Source organism: Cytobacillus sp. FSL H8-0458 (assembly GCF_038002165.1).
GTDB lineage: Bacteria > Bacillota > Bacilli > Bacillales > Cytobacillaceae > Cytobacillus.
On sequence record NZ_JBBOBR010000001.1, the window covers coordinates 1268474 to 1287589 of the forward strand.

At 40.1% G+C, this 19116-nt stretch carries 1 protein-coding gene; it reads left to right on the plus strand.

Annotated elements, in window-relative coordinates; genetic code table 11:
• The first annotated feature begins 12 nt into the window (after positions 1 to 12).
• Positions 13 to 19074, plus strand: a complete 19062-nt coding sequence (locus NYE23_RS06310; protein ID WP_341076314.1) for a non-ribosomal peptide synthetase — start codon at positions 13 to 15, stop codon at positions 19072 to 19074.
• Positions 19075 to 19116: the final 42 nt, after the last annotated feature.

The following is a 19116-nucleotide window of genomic DNA, read 5'->3' on the forward strand; positions in this document are numbered from 1 at the left end:
GAGGATCATTTCATGAGAACAAACAAAGTCGAGAAAATCTATCCATTGTCAAACATGCAAAAAGGAATTCTCTATCATTCTATTAAGGGAACAAGCTCAAATGCCTATTTTGAACAGATGATTATGGACATAAAAGGCAGTATCAACGAGGACTTCCTTGAGGAAAGTTTCAATAAAATCATGAGGCGGCATGAAATATTAAGAGCTTCGTTTAGTTATAAAAGGGATGAGCCTCTTCATGTAATCTTAAAAGATAGAAAAATAAAGTTTAATTACAAGGATTTAAGTGCAGTTGATGCATCTGATAAAAAGTCTTATATTGAGAGCTTTTTGGAAGAAGATAGATTAAAAGGTTTTGATATAACAAAAGAAACACTTATGAGAGTCTGTCTAATTAAAATGGAGGAATCCTCTTATAAATTGGTATGGAGCTTTCATCATATATTACTTGATGGCTGGTGTGTAGGAATAATAATAGGAGAGCTATTTACTATTTACTCAAATTTATTAAATGGGACAAAACATCAATTAGAAGATCCCAGACCTTATAGCGATTATATAAAGTGGCTAAACAGTCAGGATACAGAAGGAGGATTAGTTTTTTGGGGAGATTATTTGAAGGGATACGATGTAAAAACAACAATACCCAAACTGCCCAACGGATCGTGTCCTGACTATAAAAGAGGAGAAAGAATTATAGAGTTCTCAGAGGAAATGACAGAGAAAGTAATGCGGCTAGCAACTAGAAACAACGTCACGTTAAACACAGTACTCCAAAGTATATGGGGCTTAATTTTAGCTAAATACAATAATACAGAGGATGCTGTTTTTGGTACGGTTGTATCGGGAAGGGACGCCTCAGTAGAAGGTATTGAAAAGATGGTAGGTTTGTTCATAAACACTATTCCTACAAGAATAAAATTTGAAAATGATTATACCTTTCAAAAGCTTTTAAAATTAACACAAGAAAGCGCACTGGATACTACTAACTATAATTTTATCAGCTTAGCAGATATCCAATCACAAAGCACATTAAAGAATAATCTTTTGGATCATGTTTTGGTCTTTGAAAACTATGCAGTAGATGAAGAAGCAATTCAAGATAAAGAGAGTGAATTAGGTTTCGAAATTGTTTCTGTAACTGATGAAGAGAGGAGTAATTATAACTTTAGTATTACTGTAGGGATGGGTAAAAAGCTAAAACTAATGCTGGTTTTTGATGAAAGTGTCTATGAAAGAGATTTAATAAATAGTATTGCTGCACATATAGAGAATGTTACTTTACAGGTCTCTGAAAACGACACTAAGAAAATCAGCGAGATAGAGCTACTATCAGATACCGAAAAACAAGTGATTTTTAATAATCTTAATCAAACTAATCAATTATATCCTAAACAGAAATTAATACATCAGTTATTTGAAGAGCAAGCTGAAAAAACTCCTGATCATATCGCAGTTACTTGTGGAGATAAAAAACTTACCTATTTAGATTTAAATCGAAAATCAAATCAAATTGCTCAAATGCTTCGAGAAAAGGGTATCCAGACCAACGAAGTAGTTGCAATTTTGTCTGACCGGTCACTTGAAATGATTATTGGGATTATGGGAATTCTAAAATCTGGTGCAGCATATCTTCCAATTGATCCTGATACTCCTGCAGATCGAGTAGATTTTATGTTAAAAGATAGTAATGCATTTATGTTATTAACGAAAGACTTATTTATGAAGAAGTTTCGTTTTGAAATAGAGGCAGTTAACTTAGACGAGGTAGACTATTTTAGATACAGTAATGAAAATTTATCGGCTATAAATAACTCTCATGATGCAGCATATATTATCTACACTTCAGGATCTACCGGAAATCCAAAAGGTGTGGTAATTCCTCATTACAGTGCAATCAGAGTGGTTAAAAACACAAATTATATCGAAATTTCTGAGAGTGACTCCATTCTGCAGCTTTCTAATTATTCTTTTGATGGATCGGTTTTTGATATTTTTGGTTCCCTTCTCAATGGTGCTAACTTGGTGATGGTAGAAAAAGAAGTGGTACTTGATCTTAGTAAATTATCAGAGGTCATAAAAAACAAAAACATAAGTGTGATGTTTATTACCACTGCCCTATTTAATACACTTGTTGACCTAGAGATAGACTGTTTGGATAACTTAAGGAAAATTCTTTTTGGTGGAGAGAGAGTTTCAGTACCACATGTTAGAAAAGCACTAAAAAAGCTGGGTGAAAATAAATTAATTCATGTGTATGGTCCGACCGAAAGCACTGTGTTTGCAACCTATTACTTTATTAATAAAGAAACAGAAATTATCCCAATCGGCAAACCAATAGCAAATACTTCCGTATTTATTGTGGGTAAAGGAAATCAGTTGCTGCCAGTTGGTGTGCCTGGGGAACTCTGTATCTCTGGGGATGGGTTAAGTAGTGGTTATTTAAATAATGAGAACTTAACTGCTGAAAAATTTGTTCCAAACCCTTTCTCAACAGAAGAAAAAATGTACCGCACAGGGGACCTCGTGCGTATGCTCCCTGATGGAAATATTGAATTTTTAGATAGAATTGACAATCAAGTCAAGCTTAGAGGATATCGAATTGAACTGGGTGAAATCGAAAACCGCTTATTGCAATGTCATGACGTTAAAGAGGCAGTTGTCACTATAAGAAGAGATAAAGACGAACAGCAGTTTATTTGCGCATACTTTACTTCAGATAGTTCGAAATTAAATCTCATGCTAGAAATAAGAGCGTTTTTGGAACAAACACTGCCACATTACATGATTCCTTCCTTTTTTGTGCAAATGGACTATCTGCCACTTACCAAAAACGGGAAAGTGAATAAAGCTGTTCTTCCAGAACCAAATGAAACTAACCTTATAGAAAACCATGAACCTCCATCCAATGAAGTGGAAGAAAAACTATTATCCATTTGGAAGGATATATTAAGTGTAGAAAACATAGGCGTAAATCAAAGTTTTTTTGAAGTAGGCGGTCATTCCTTAAAGGCTACAGCCTTAATTTCAAGAATTCATAAAGAATTTAAAGTTGAAATTCCTTTGCGTCAAATTTTCAATTCACCAACCATTAAAGGATTAGGAGATTTCATAAACTCAGCAAAGGAAAGTATATATTCTTCAATAAAACCAGTAGAGGAAAAAGCCTTTTACCCAGTTTCATCAGCACAGAAAAGGTTATTTATATTGAATCAAATTGAAGGAACTGGTATATCCTACAACATGCCATTTGCTGTAAGAATAAATGGTAACTTAAATATTAAACAGCTTGAAAAGGCATTCATCAAACTTATTGAAAGACACCAGTCTTTAAGGACATCTTTTTCGATGGTAGATGGAGAACCTGTACAAAAAATACAAAAAATTTCTGAGTTTAAATTATCATATAAGAACGCGGATCCATCAAAAGTTGACAGTATTATTAGTAAGTTTGTCAGACCTTTTGATTTGGAATCCGCTCCTCTTTTAAGGGTTGAAGTTATAACCTTATCGGAAGAAGAACACATTCTCATGCTTGATATGCATCATATTATTTCTGATGGCGTTTCCATGGGAATATTGATGAATGATTTAGCAAATTTCTATGAAGGTAAAGAATTGAAACCTATTAGACTTCAATATAAGGATTATTCTGCCTGGCAGAAAGAATTATACGGAAAAGAAGAGCTCAAAAACCAAGAGGCATACTGGACAAATGTATTTAAAGATGAAATTCCTGTTCTTGATATGCCAACAGATTATAAGAGACCGCTCAAACAAAGTGTTGAAGGGAGCCAACATAGTTTTGAAATAACTAGAACTCTAACAGAAAAGCTGAATCAAATTGCAAAAGAAAATGGCGTTACTATGTATATGTTACTGTTAGCCAGTTATACAACACTGCTTTCAAAATATACTAAACAGGATGATATTATAGTTGGATCTCCAATCGCTGGAAGATCCCATAACGATTTGAAGAATATTGTTGGACTTTTTGTAAACACACTGGCTATGAGAAACTTCCCTAAGGGCCAAAAAACCTTTGTTCAATATCTAATGGAAGTCAAAGATAATGCTCTAAAAGCTTATGAAAATCAGGACTATCCTTTTGATGAATTAGTTGAAAAGCTAAACATCAATCGGGACATGAGCAGAAATGCATTGTTTGATACAATGTTTGTTCTGCAAAACTTAGAAGCTGCCAACAATAATTTTAAGGATCTAAAGTTTGAGACATTTGAAACCAAAACAAAGATTGCCAAATTTGATTTGACGCTTTCAGCTATTGAAACAGATAACACTATAAAATTTGATTTGGAATACTGTACTGCCTTGTTTAAGAAAGAAACTGCTGAAAGAATATCAAACCATTTTGTGAGCGTGTTAAGGGAAGTATCCAAAAACCCTCAGATTTGTCTAGGTCAAATTGATATTTTAACCGAAGAAGAGAAGGAAGCTATTTTTGGTCAATACAACCAAACGCAGGCAGATTATCCGAAGGATAAAACCATCCAGCAGCTGTTTATGGAACAAGCAGAGCGAACGCCAGAGCGGGTGGCAGTGGTATGCGGGGAGGAAGCGCTCACATACCGGGAGCTTAATGAGCGGTCGAACCAAATCGCGCGGATGCTTCTTGAGAAAGGAGTTCAGGCGGAAACGATTGTGGGGATTATGGCAGACCGTTCTCCTGAGATGATAGCGGGCTTGGTTGGAATCTTAAAATCTGGGGCAGCCTATCTGCCGATTGATCCAGAATATCCTGAAGAGCGGATCAAATATCTTGTGGAGGACAGTAACATCAATCTGCTCCTCACACAGGACCATTTGTTAGAAAGAATTTCTTTTTCGGATCTGCTGAACATCGATATGATTTCGCTGGATGATAAACGGATTGCCAAGGCTGCTAAGACGAACCTTATTGTGAAGAATAACCCGTCTGATTTAGCCTACGTTATCTATACATCAGGTTCAACTGGCCAGCCAAAGGGCGTTTTGGTCGAGCACAGATCCCTGGCAAATTTATGTCACTGGTATGTGAATTTCCATGAGATTCAGAAAGGTGACCGGATTACGAACTACCTGAAAATTTCGTTCGATGCATCCATCACGGAAATTTTCCCTTGTCTGATTTCGGGAGCGGAGTTACATGTTTTAAGTGGGGATATCCGGCTGGATATGGGAAAACTCAATAGGTATATGAATGAAAAGGGCATTACCGTCGCCACTCTTCCCTACAAGGTGGCCGAACAGTTTATCCAGCAGGATAACCATTCCTTAAGAATGCTTATTTCCGGCGGTGAACAGCTGAATGTCAAGGCCGATACGGAATATCAGCTGGTCAACGCGTATGGGCCGACAGAAAATACATGCGTTACGACAAGTTATTTCGTGAAGCACAAGGGCCATAATCTTCCTATTGGAAAACCTGTAAACAATACGAACATTTACATCTTGAATCAGGATAATCGTTTATGTCCTGTAGGAGTAGCCGGGGAATTATGTGTCTCAGGTGATGGTGTTGCCAGAGGCTATTTAAACAATCCGGAATTGACTGCGGAAAAATTTGTATCCAACCCTTTTGAGCCTGGAGGGCGGATGTACCGAACGGGAGATCTTGCAAGATGGCTTCCGGATGGAAATATAGAGTTTATCGGACGGGTGGATCATCAAGTCAAGCTGCGTGGATACCGTATAGAATTGGGAGAAATTGAGAGCCATCTATTAAAGCATCCTGGCGTAAAAGAAGCAGTGGTCATCATAAGGGAGGACTCCAATCTTGAAAAGAGCCTGTGTGGCTATCTAGTATGCGAAGAGCAGGTAACTCCAGCGGAAGTGAGAAAGCATCTGGAAAAGCGGGTGCCTGAATATATGATCCCGGCCTATTTTGTCCAGTTGGACAAGCTGCCGCTGACCTCAAACGATAAAGTGGATAGAAAAGCATTGCCCGAACCTGAGAAAAGCGCATTATCTGCGGTTGAATATGAAGCACCCAGAAATGCAGTGGAGAGTATACTCGTAGAAACATGGGCCGATATTTTAAGCATAGAAGAATTGGGAATAAACCATCACTTCTTTGTTTCAGGCGGAGATTCCATTAAAGCTTTGCAAATAGTATCAAGACTCTCAAGATTTAACCTTAAACTGGAGGTAAAAGACTTATTTGCAAATCCAACCATCAAAAATGTAAGTAAATATGTGAAAAAGCAAGAAAAGCGGATCAAGGCTTATGAAATAGTTAAGGGGAAAGTTGAATTAATGCCAATTCAACATTGGTTTTTCGAGAATAATAAAGATGAGTTAGATCATTTTAACCAGTCATTCATGATTTATAGAAAAGAAGGTTTTGATGTAGACTTGGTCAAAATGGTTTTCAATAAACTCTTAGAGCATCATGATGCACTAAGAATGATCTATGAAGTGAATAAACAAGGAATTAGTCAATATAACAGGGGCTTAAAGAAAGAATTTTTTAATTTTTACAATTATGATATTAAAGGAATGAAAAATGCAAAAGAAAGAGTATTTGATCTTGCAACTGATATTCAAAAGAAATCTTCTATTACAGATGGGAAATTGGTTAATGTGGGTCTATTCCAGGCAGATGATGGTGATCACCTCTTAATCGCTATACATCATTTAGTAGTTGATGGGGTTTCATGGAGAATATTGTTTGAAGACTTTGAAACCTTATATGTTCAAGCAGAAAGTGGACAACCTCTGGATATTGGACCAAAATCTGATTCATTTCAACATTTTTCATTAAAACTTCAAGAATATGCTAATAGTAAGGAATTGAAAAAGGAAAGTGACTACTGGAGAAACGTTGCGCAGGCCAAAGTTAAGTTTCTGCCAAAGAAAAATGAGATTAATAGGGATACATTTGAGAACAGTAAAACGTTAAGTGTTAAATTGGATAGTAATAAAACCCATAGTTTATTAAGAGCGGCAAATCGAGCATACAACACAGAAATCAATGATATATTATTGACTTCCTTACTTGTTGGGGCTAGGGAGGTTACTGGAGAAAACAGGATTAAGATAAACATGGAAGGCCATGGAAGAGAAGATATTTTAAAGGATCTAGATATTAGCAGAACTGTTGGCTGGTTTACCACCATGTATCCAATACTTTTTGATTTAGGAGAAGAAAAGGGAATTTCGCAAAATATTAAAATGGTAAAAGAAATTCTTAGAAAAGTTCCAAATAAGGGTATTGGCTTTGGAATTATAAAATACTTATCGACTGAAATTGATTTAGGCCAAGAGCAAAAAGCAGTATTCTCATTTAATTACTTAGGAGAAATGGATAATGATGTTAACCGTGCTGAGTTTTCAGGTTCAAAGTTCTCCTATGGAGAGAGTATTGGAGGAAAAATCTCACGAAACAATTCAATAGAGATAAACTCTATTATTATTAACAATGAATTGTATGTAAATACCACATTTAATGAATCAGAGTATGATGAAGAAACCATAAGTCTCTTTAATGAAAAATTTAAAGAAAGCCTTGAACAGATAATTAACCATTGCTCAAGTAAGAAAGAATCCGAAAAAACACCGTATGATTATGGTGATTTCAAATTAACACTTAAAGAACTCGCTAAAATTGAGAAAAAATATGGTGATTTAAAAATTGAAAAAATATATCCATTAGCAAATATGCAAAAAGGTATGCTGTTCCATGCATTAGAAAATAAAAATTCTAGAGCATACTTCGAACAAACTGTTATGGATATTAAAGGGAAGATTAATAAAGAGGTACTAAAGAAAAGCTTCAATAAGGTTATGCAGCGGCACGAAATACTAAGGGCTTCTTTTGAGTACGAGATAGTTGAAGAACCTAGACATATTATAATTGCTGACAGGGAAATAGATTTTTACTACATTGATATTAAAGATAAGAGCCTATTAGAAAAAGAAACATATATTCAAAATTATAGAGAAAAAGATAAAAAAATTGGTTTTAACTTAGCAGAAGATACTTTAATTAGGGTTACCTTAATCCGCACAGGAGAAGAGTCATATAAACTGGTCTGGAGTCATCATCATATTCTTCTTGATGGTTGGTGTCTGAGCATAGTCTTGGCTGAGTTATTCACCATATATAGCAAAATGAATAATGGAGAAGGAATTGAAATAGAAGACACCAAACCTTACAGTGATTATATTAATTGGTTAGAAAAACAGGATATTGAAGAAGGCAGAGCATATTGGAAGAATTATTTAAAAGGATACAAAGAGAAAACAGAAATTCCTAAACTAAATAACATCACCCACAATATAGAGTATAGCCGTAAAGAAAAAAATATTGAGTTCTCAAAAGATACTACAAATCAATTGAAGGATCTGGCTAATAAATGCAGCGTAACTTTTAATACTTTATTCCAAAGCATCTGGGGCACAGCGCTAGCAAAATATAATAACACAGATGAAGTTGTTTTTGGATCTATTGTATCAGGAAGAGAAGCACCAGTTGATGGCATCGAAAAGATGATCGGATTATTTATCAATGCCGTCCCAACCAGAATAAAACTTGATAAAGATGCGAGATTCAGGGATGTTCTAAGCGTTGTTCAAAAGGAAGCAATTGAAAGTAATTACTATAATTATTTGAACCTGGCTGAGGTACAATCGCTCAGTGAATTAAAGAAGGATTTATTAGATCACATTATTGTGTTCGAAAACTATGCAATTGATGACCGAGTTACCGAGAGGGACAGATTAGATATTGGATTTGAGGTTGAGGATTTATACGCAGAAGAGCAAAGTAATTACCGCTTCAGTGTTTCGGTGACCTTAGGTGAAAAATTAAACCTGGTTTTAACATACGACGGCAATGTTTATGATGAAGTGTTAATTGATAATATCGAAGGTCATCTTAATGAAGTAACTAAGCAGGTTGTTTCCAATCTAAATAAGAAAATTGGAGATATCCAAATAATATCTGAAAAAGAAAAGATATTATTTGGAGAACTGAACAATACAAATGCTGACTACCCAGAGAATAAAACCATTCATCAGCTTTTTGAGGATCAGGCTGAACGGACTCCTGAAAAAATAGCGGTTGTTTATGAGAATGTAAAATTAACCTACAGGGAGCTAAATGAGCAGTCTAATCATCTTGCAGCGATGTTAAGGCAGAATGGGGTTAAGCGAAATACTATAGTCGGAATTAAGATAGAACGTTCTCTTGAAATGGTAATAGGTATGCTTGGGATACTAAAGGCTGGCGGGGCATACCTGCCAATTGACCCTGGTTATCCGAAAGAAAGAATAGAGTATTTAATAAAAGATAGTGGTATAGAAATACTTCTAAAAAAAGAAAGTGAAAATACAGAGTTCTATTTGAAATGTCTTAACATTGATCTTGAACTGTTTAGGAATCAAATTAAAGAAAATTTACCTGTTATTAATGAGTCTTCAGATTTGGCTTATATTATTTATACATCCGGATCAACTGGAAAACCAAAAGGTGTCATGGTGAACCATAGTTCTATCCTAAATACTTTGTGCTGGAGAAAAAAGTATTATCAATTCAATGAAAATGACGTTACTTTACAGATGCCATCTTTTTCTTTTGACAGCTCTGTGGAAGACATCTTTACTAGCTTAATTTCTGGAGCTCAGTTGGTCTTAATCGAGGATATTAGAGAAAATCTCAATAAATTAATAATTGCTCTTAATCACTATAAGGTTACAAATTTACTAGCTGTACCTAGTTATTATAAAAGCCTGCTGGAAATGGTCAGTGAACCTATAAGCAGCTTAAGATTCGTCACAATTGCCGGAGAGGGGTTCAGCGATACTTTAATAAATAACCATTTTAGAAAGCTTCCAGATGTCCAATTATTTAATGAGTACGGTCCAACAGAAAACAGTGTTTGTTCTACGGTATATAAATTGGAACCAGGAAATCAAAAAGTCCTAATCGGTAAGCCTATCACTAATAATAGGGTTTATCTCTTAAATCAAAATAACAGCCCTGTGCCATTTGGCGTGCCGGGGGAACTTTGTGTGAGCGGAGCCGGTCTTGCAAGGGGATATTTAAACAGACCGGAGCTTACGGCGGAAAAGTTTGTTCCGAACCCGTTTCTGCCAGGGGAACGAATGTACCGGACAGGCGATCTGGCACGCATGCTTCCAGACGGGAATATCGAATTTCTGGGCCGGATTGACCATCAGGTCAAAATCCGCGGCCACCGCATAGAGCTCGGGGAGATTGAGAATCGACTTCTGAAGCTTCCGAAAGTGAAAGAAGCCGTCGTCATCTCCCGGGAGGACAAAGATCGTCAGGCGTACCTTTGTGCCTACGTCGTCATGGAAAGCCAGGCGGAGGAGTCGGTCAAGGAAATTCGCTCCCAGCTGGCCAATGATCTTCCTGATTTCATGATCCCGGCGTTTTTTGTTCAATTAGAGAAAATGCCTCTTACCGCCAACGGAAAGGTAGACCGTAAGGGTCTTCCGGAGCCTGATGTGAACGGTGGGGGAGATCAAGGCTATGAGGCGCCGAGGAATGCCATTGAAGAGACGCTTGCCTCCATCTGGAAGGATATTCTGGGGATTGGAAAAGTGGGGATTCACGATCATTTCTTTGAAATGGGGGGCCACTCGCTGAAGGCGACAGCCTTGGTTTCGAGAATCCATAAAGAACTAAAGGCTGAAGTGCCTTTGCGCCAGCTTTTCCAGACACCTACTATTGAAGGCATTTCGGAGTTCATCTCCGGCGGCCGTAAGAGCGTGTTTGCGTCCATAGAAAAGGTGGAGGAGCGGCAGCACTATGCCCTGTCGCCTGCTCAAAGAAGGCTATTTATTCTCAACCAGATCGAGGGCGGCGTTTCCTACAATATGCCTTTGGCCATGGAAATACAGGGAGACCTTAATGTAAACCAGCTGGAAAGGGCTGTCATGGCACTCATCGAAAGGCACGAAGCCCTGAGAACTTCGTTCTCGATGGAGGATGGAGTCCCAGTCCAAAAAATCGCACCAACGGTGGAGTTTAAAGTCGGCTACCGCAAGTCAGACGCCCATCGGGCTGAGACCTTCCTGAAGGAGGAATTTGTGCGTCCGTTTGACCTTTCAACAGCGCCTCTCCTGCGGATGGAGGTTCTAAACATCGAAGAAAACAAGCACCTTATGGTGCTGGATATGCACCATATTATTTCAGACGGTGTATCCATGGGCATTTTCACACGCGAGCTGGCCGAGCTGTATGAAGGAAAAGAGCTGCCTGCCCTAAAAATCCAGTATAAGGATTACTCCGCATGGCAAAAGCAGGCCGCTGCCAGGGCTGAAATGAAAAAGCAGGAAGAGTACTGGTTAAATGTATTCAAAGAGGAAGTGTCTGTTTTGAATATGCCGACCGATTTCGGAAGACCGGCCGCTCAATCGACCGAAGGGGATCTGGTGCATTTTGAATTCGGCCGGGATCTGTCTCTCAAGCTGAAAAAGATGGCCAAAGAACAGGGCGTCACTCTCTATATGCTTCTTTTGGCAGGCTATACCACACTGCTTTCCAAATATACGGGGCAGGAAGACATTATTGTCGGTTCTCCTATTGCAGGAAGGCCGCACGATGATTTAAAAAATGTGATGGGCATATTCCTGAATACGCTCGCGATGAGAAACTATCCCGAAGGGAAGAAGTCCTTCAGCACCTATCTGAGGGAGGTAAGGGAAAATGCCCTCAGTGCTTTTGAAAACCAGGATTATCCATTCGATGAACTTGTTGAAAAGCTTGATCTCAATCGTGATATGAGCCGGAGCGCTTTGTTTGATGTGATGCTTGTGCTTCAGAATTTCGATCAAGAGGTCTTTGAACTGGAGGGGTTGGCCTTCACTCCGCATCCAGTGGATGCCCATGTTTCAAAGTTTGATTTAACTTTGACGGCAAGTGAAGAGGAAGATCGCATTCCATGTGTCCTGAATTATGGCACCAAACTGTTTAAAAAAGAGACCATCGAACGTATGGCGTCGCATCTGATTCACCTCTTCGAGAGCATCGTACAACAGCCGGATCAGCTCATCAGCGAACTGACGCTGCTTCCTGAAGATGAAGCACAGGCTGCGTTAGACAGGTGGAACGATACAAGTACTGAGTTTCCAGTGGATAAAACGCTGGCGCAGCTGTTTGAGGAACAGACCATGAAAACCCCGAACCGGGTCGCTGTAGCCGCCGTTGGCCAAAAGCTGACGTATCTTCAGCTGAATGAACGGGCGAATCAGTGGGCAAGAGTACTGCAGGAAAAAGGGGCAAAGCCTGGGAAGACAATTGGATTGATAGCCGAAGAATCCCTGGAGATGATCATAGGAATCCTGGCTGTTTTAAAAGCAGGTGCTGCCTATCTTCCAATTGATCCGGACCAAGCAGTCAAGCGGACAAATGCCATTCTCCAGGACAGCGGTGCCAGTCTTCTGCTTGTAAAAGGCCAGTTAACATCAGGTCTAAGCTTCTGCGGGGACATCATTGATCTGGAGGCACCACTTTTTGAGGGAAGGGAAACAGCCAACCTCCCGGTTGGCCAGCCAGATCACAATGCCTACTTGATCTATACGTCAGGTTCGACTGGCACACCAAAAGGTGTGTTTATCCAGCACCGGAGCGTCGTCAATTACATGTCCTGGTTCAAACAGGAAGCGGATCTGCGGGAAGAGGATAAAGCTATGCTCGTTTCCTCTTATGCCTTTGATTTAGGCTATACAACCCTCTATTCGGCTCTTTTGAATGGCTGTGAGCTGCATCTGGTCAAAAAAGAGGTGTATGCCAATCCATTCAAAGCCCTTAGGTATTTAAATGAAAACGGCATTTCTTATCTGAAGCTGACTCCGTCCCTGTTTAACGTCTTGGTCAATGACCCTGTGTTCTTAAAGGGCGCCAGCTGTGAGACCCTTCGTCTAGTGGTGCTGGGAGGAGAAAAAATAAGCCCGCAGGATGTCAAAACGTTCCATCTCCACTGCCCGAAAGCGGTGGTCATGAATCACTATGGACCGACAGAGGCCACCATCGGTGCCGTCTATCATGTCATCGACTTTGAGAAAATCAGTGATTTTGAAGAGTGTCCGGTCATCGGAAGGCCAATTTCAAATATGAAAGCTTACGTCATGGATTCACAGATGAAGCCGGTCCCGGAAGGGGTATATGGCGAGCTGTGCCTTTCAGGCGCAGGCGTCGCAAACGCCTATTTGAACCGTCCGGATCTGACTGAAGACGTATTTGTTCGAAATCCGCTGGATCCGAACGAAGCGATGTATCGGACAGGCGACCTGGTCAGGAGGCTTCCGGATGGGAATCTGGAACTGGCTGGCAGGATGGACAATCAGGTTAAAATTAGAGGCTACCGTATCGAACCGGACGAAATTAAGAACCAGCTCCTCAAGCACACTGAAATTCAGGAGGCTGCCGTCATTGTCCGGAAGGACAATGATCAGCGCCCATATATCTGTGCTTACATTCGATCCGGGAAGGAATGGACACTGGGGGAACTCCGGTCGTACCTGATGGAAGAAATTCCTGAATATATGATTCCTTCTCATTTCGTCCAGCTGGAGCGGATTCCTCTTACTCCAAACGGGAAGGTGGACCGCAAGGCTTTACCTGAACCGGATCGCCATACGGGAGTGGAATATGAAGCCCCGAGGAATGAAGTGGAAAAGAAGCTCGCAGCTGTATGGGAAGAGATTCTTGGATTAAGCCCGATTGGAATCAGCCATAATTTCTTTGCTTCTGGGGGAGATTCCATCAAAGCCCTTCAGATCATTTCCCGATTATCAAGGGAAGGCATTTCGCTTGAGATGAAAGAGCTGTTTGCCCATCCTGAAATCAAGCGGCTTAGCCGATACGCCAAAACCGTGAACGGCCAAGAGGAGACCTTTGAAATTGAAACTGGACATGCCCAGCTGACACCCATTCAAAAGGCCTTTTTCTCAGGAGGAACCGAGGAAGTTAACCATTATAATCACGCAGTGATGCTATACAGGAAAGAAGGATTCCATGCGGAACGTATAAAGGAAGTTCTGGAAGAAATCATGAAGCATCATGATGCCTTGAGAATGATTTATCCAAATGAGAACGGCGAGATCCGTCCGTATAATCGCGGCGTGGGCCCAGGCCAATTTGGCTTTACTGTTTTCGAGGTCTCATCAGAGGAGGTTCCGAATCAAGCGGTTCTAGAACTTGCGACCAAGCTTCAGCTTCAAATGGACATCGAGTCGGGCCCGCTTGTGAACGCAGCTGTATTTAAGGCCAAAGATGGGGACCATCTTCTTCTGGTTATTCATCATCTGGTCGTTGACGGTCTTTCCTGGAGAATTCTGTTTGAAGATCTGGCGCTCGGGTACAGTCAGCTGGAAAACGGAGAGCCTGTGTCGTTTTATCCGAAAACAACATCGTACAAAACTTACGCTTCCAAGCTTCAGGCTTATGCCGAAGGCAAAAAGCTCGCAAGAGAAAAACAGTATTGGGTGGACGTATTGAAGGAACCAGTGCCATTCCTTGAGACAAAAGGAGAGGCGGAAGCCTATTGGTATGAAGATAGTCATACCTTTAGTACCGTTATTAATAAAGAGGCGACTCGAAAGCTGCTTCGTGAAACCAATCATGCCTATCATACTGACATCAATGACCTTCTGGTCACAGCTCTTTTAATGGCCACTAGGCGGGAAACAGCAGAAAACCGGATCCGGCTGAGCCTTGAGGGCCATGGCAGGGAACCCTTCGCTGAAGAAGTCGACATCAGCCGGACAGTGGGATGGTTTTCGGCCAAATATCCTGTCCTGATCGATCTGGGTGAGGAAAAGAGCCTCTCGATGACCATCAAAATGGTAAAGGAAACGCTTAGAAAAATACCAAACAAAGGCATCGGTTATGGTATTTTGAAATATTTGAGCGAAGCGTCTGAGTTTAAGGAGGCTCAGCAGCCGCCCCTGTTATTTAATTATCTGGGACAAATGGATGAAGACCTTCAAAATGCGGCATTCTCTTCCTCCAGTCTTCCGACTGGAGAGTCGGTTGGAAACAGGCATGTGCGGGAAAATGCGATGGAAATAAATGCGGTTGTTTTGGACGGCCAGCTGGTTATAGATACGACGTATAACACCAACGTCTATGCAGAACAAACCGTGAAGGATTTCGCGGAAGCATATAAAGAAGCGCTTTATACGGTGATTGGCCATTGTGCAGCGAAAGGAGAGCCGGAGAGAACTCCGTCCGATTATGGAGACAAAGCGCTGAGCATTTCCGAATTGGAGGACATCCGGAAAAAGTATGAGGGATTTGAGATTGAGAAGATTTACCCTCTGGCAAATATGCAGCAGGGCATGTTGTTCCACTCACTTGAAAACCCTTCTTCAAGAGCTTATTTTGAACAAATTATCATTGAAGCCACTGGAACCATCGACCCGCACCTCATGGAGAACAGCTTTAATGCCATTCTGGAACGGCATGAGCTTCTGCGGAGTGCAATAGAGTATAAAATCACGGTGCAACCAAGAAACGTAATCCTGAAAAACAGGAAAATAGGCTTTGGATACCAGGATATTCGAATGCAAAGCGCGGAGCAGCAGAAAGCAAGCATGGACCGTTTCCTGGAAGAGGACCGGGAAAAAGGTTTTGACTTAAGCCGGGATCCTTTGATCCGCCTTCAGCTTATCCGGACTGGTGACGAAACATATACACTGATTTGGAGCAATCACCACATCCTATTTGACGGATGGGGACGGGGAATCATCCTGGCTGAACTTTTCCATCTCTATGGAAATGAACGGTTCGGAAGAACCGGGAAGCTGGAAGAGCCGGAGGCCTACAGCACCTACATCAAATGGCTGGAGGAAAAGTCTAAGGAAGAGGCCTTTCAATACTGGGAGAATTATCTGAAAGGGTATAAGGACAAGGCAGGAATACCAGCGATTCGAAAGCCCGGGGAATCTGGCGATTCCCGGAACCGCGAAAAGGTCATCGAATTCTCCCGGGAGCTGACGGGAAAACTGGCTGATCTGGCAGCCCGGAATCAAGTGACCTTCCATACGGCACTGCAGAGTGCGTGGGGAGTGCTTTTGGCCAAGTATAACCAGACAGACGACGTCGTGTTCGGTTCCGTCGTCTCAGGAAGGGATGCCAAAGTGCCGGGAATTGAAAACATGGTGGGGCTCTTTATCAATACGGTTCCAACAAGAATTCAAGCGAGTGACCACCAGCGTTTCAGAGAAGTCTTACAGCGTGTGCAGGAAGACGCCATTGAAAGCCAGGCGTACAGCTACGTAAATCTGTCTGATGTGCAGTCGCTCAGTGAGCTGAAACGGGATTTGATTGACCATGTGATGGTGTTTGAAAACTATGCCCTGGATGAACAGGCCCTTGAACAAGGGGAGGATGAGCTGGGCTTTGTGTTCGAGGAGTTAAAGGGCAATGAAGCAACGAACTACGGATTAACGGTGGTCGCTGTTCCTGGGGAGCATCTGGTCCTGAAATTTGCCTATGATGAAAATCAATATCCGAAGATGATTATCGATAATCTGGCCATGCATCTAACCCATTTAATGGAACAGGCTGCAGAGGATGAGGATCAGAAGATTGGCGATCTTCAGCTGCTTTCTATCGAGGAAAAGGATCAGATTTTAAAAGAATTCAACCAAACGCAGGCAGATTATCCGAAGGATAAAACCATCCAGCAGCTGTTTATGGAACAAGCAGAGCGAACGCCAGAGCGGGTGGCAGTGGTATGCGGGGAGGAAGCGCTCACATACCGGGAGCTTAATGAGCGGTCGAACCAAATCGCGCGGATGCTTCTTGAAAAAGGGGTTCAGGCGGAAACGATTGTGGGGATTATGGCAGACCGTTCTCCTGAGATGATAGCGGGCATGATTGGAATCTTAAAATGTGGGGCAGCCTATCTGCCGATTGATCCAGAATATCCTGAAGGACGTATCACATACCTTCTAGAAGACAGCAGAACAAATCTACTCCTGACGAATAGGGAAGATTCGTTAAAGTACAATGTAGACACTATATTTTTAAATGGAGATTTTAAAAGCTATTCTATTGAAAATATAGATGTTGCCTTGAATCCTTTGAATAATGCTTATGTTATTTATACATCTGGGTCTACAGGGAAACCAAAAGGTACAATGATAACTCAAAAAGGCCTGGTAAATTATATTTATTGGGCTAATAAGAAATATGTTAATGAAGATGCCCTGGATTTCGCCCTATATTCATCTATTTCATTTGATCTCACTGTAACATCAATATTCACTCCGTTAATTGCTGGAAATAAAGTTATTGTCTATAGAAGTGAAGAAAACGAGCCTCTAATCAGAAAGGTATTTAAAGACAACAAGGCCGGTATTGTTAAGTTGACACCATCTCACCTAAGCTTGATAAAGGATTTAGATAACAGCAGCTCAAGTATAAAATGCCTAATTATTGGTGGAGAAGACTTAAAGTCAGACTTAGCACTAAAAATTAGCGAGTCGTTTAATCATAATATCGAGCTTTATAATGAGTATGGACCTACAGAAGCGACCGTAGGGTGTATGATTTATAAATATGATATGGAGAAGGATAAGGCAAATTCCATTCCAATCGGCAGGCCATCTGATAATGTCCAGATTATAATTTTGAACGAAAAACAAGAAATAGTACCGATAGGAGTAAAAGGTGAGTTGTATATAAGTGGTGATGGATTGGCTGTTGGTTATTTAAATAATCCAGATCTGACAAATGAAAAATTCATTTTTAACTCCAATGGCCAACGTATGTATAGGACAGGAGATCTTGCAAAAAGACTTCCAGATGGAAATATTGAATTCTTGGGAAGAATTGATCACCAAGTAAAGGTTCGAGGATACAGAATAGAGCTTGGGGAAATCGAAAGAGCAATTGAGAAATCAGGTAAAGTAAAAGATAATATTGTCGTCGCAAGCGGAGAAGGGGATAATCAATATCTCTGTGCATATGTGATTTTAAAAGATGCAGCTGAGATTGATGAATTACGAAACTATTTATATTATGAACTTCCTGGATTTATGGTGCCATCAAGTTTTGTTGCTCTTGAGGAATTTCCCTTAACAACGAATGGAAAAGTAGATATTAATGCATTACCTGATCATAATGGTGTTCGAGATAATAGCAATGGTTATATCCCGCCAAGCAATAATTTAGAGAGCATGCTTGCTGCTATTTGGGAGGAGATTCTTAACATAAAGAACATAAGCGTAACCACCAATCTTTTTGAAATTGGGGCTAATTCTTTAAATGTAATGACGTTTGTGTCAATGTTATATTCAAAGATGAACTTTAGAATTCCATTTAAAGATGTATTTAATAAGCCTACAATTCGCAGTCTGTCTATTTTTCTGGAAAACGCTAAAAATTTATTAAAAGACTATACGGAAGATTGTATACAGCTTACAAATTCAACTGCCAGTGATAAAAAGTTATTCTGTTTCCCTCCAGCTGCTTCTCTGGGTATAGCATATATGGGACTGGCAGAGCATTTGGAAAGATATTCAGTGTACAGCTTTAATTTCATTAAGTCCGAAAATAGGATCAGACAATATGCAGAAATAATGAAAGAATATCAACCTGAAGGTCCTTACACGCTGGTTGGGTATTCAGCAGGTGGAGTTCTCGCATTTGAAGTCGCTAAAGAACTGAATAGACAGGGATATGAGGTAGAGGATTTAATTTTGATTGATACTTCCTTCCGTTCAGAAGTGGAGGAAAATATACTAACAGAAGAAGAGTATAAGAAGGAATTGTATGATAAGTTTGACCTTGAAAAGTATAAAGATTTAGAAAAGTTGGCGAGTGACTACTTAATTGAGTTAATTATGAAATCTTATATGTATGTTCAAGGTACTATTACTGATGGCAGCATCAATGGAAATATACACTATATAAAGTCTGTCAGAGAAAAATATGATTCCAATATGATGCTATGGGCAAAAGCCACTACTAAGAAATTTAGTATAATACAAGGCTTTGGTACCCATATGGAGATGTTAACGAATATGTATCCAGAAACCCTGGAAAAAAACTCGAAAATAATCGATGACGTTCTCTCGTTTGAAACAGTTTAATCTTATAAAAATTGGCATTTCATAATTGAAATGCCAATTTTT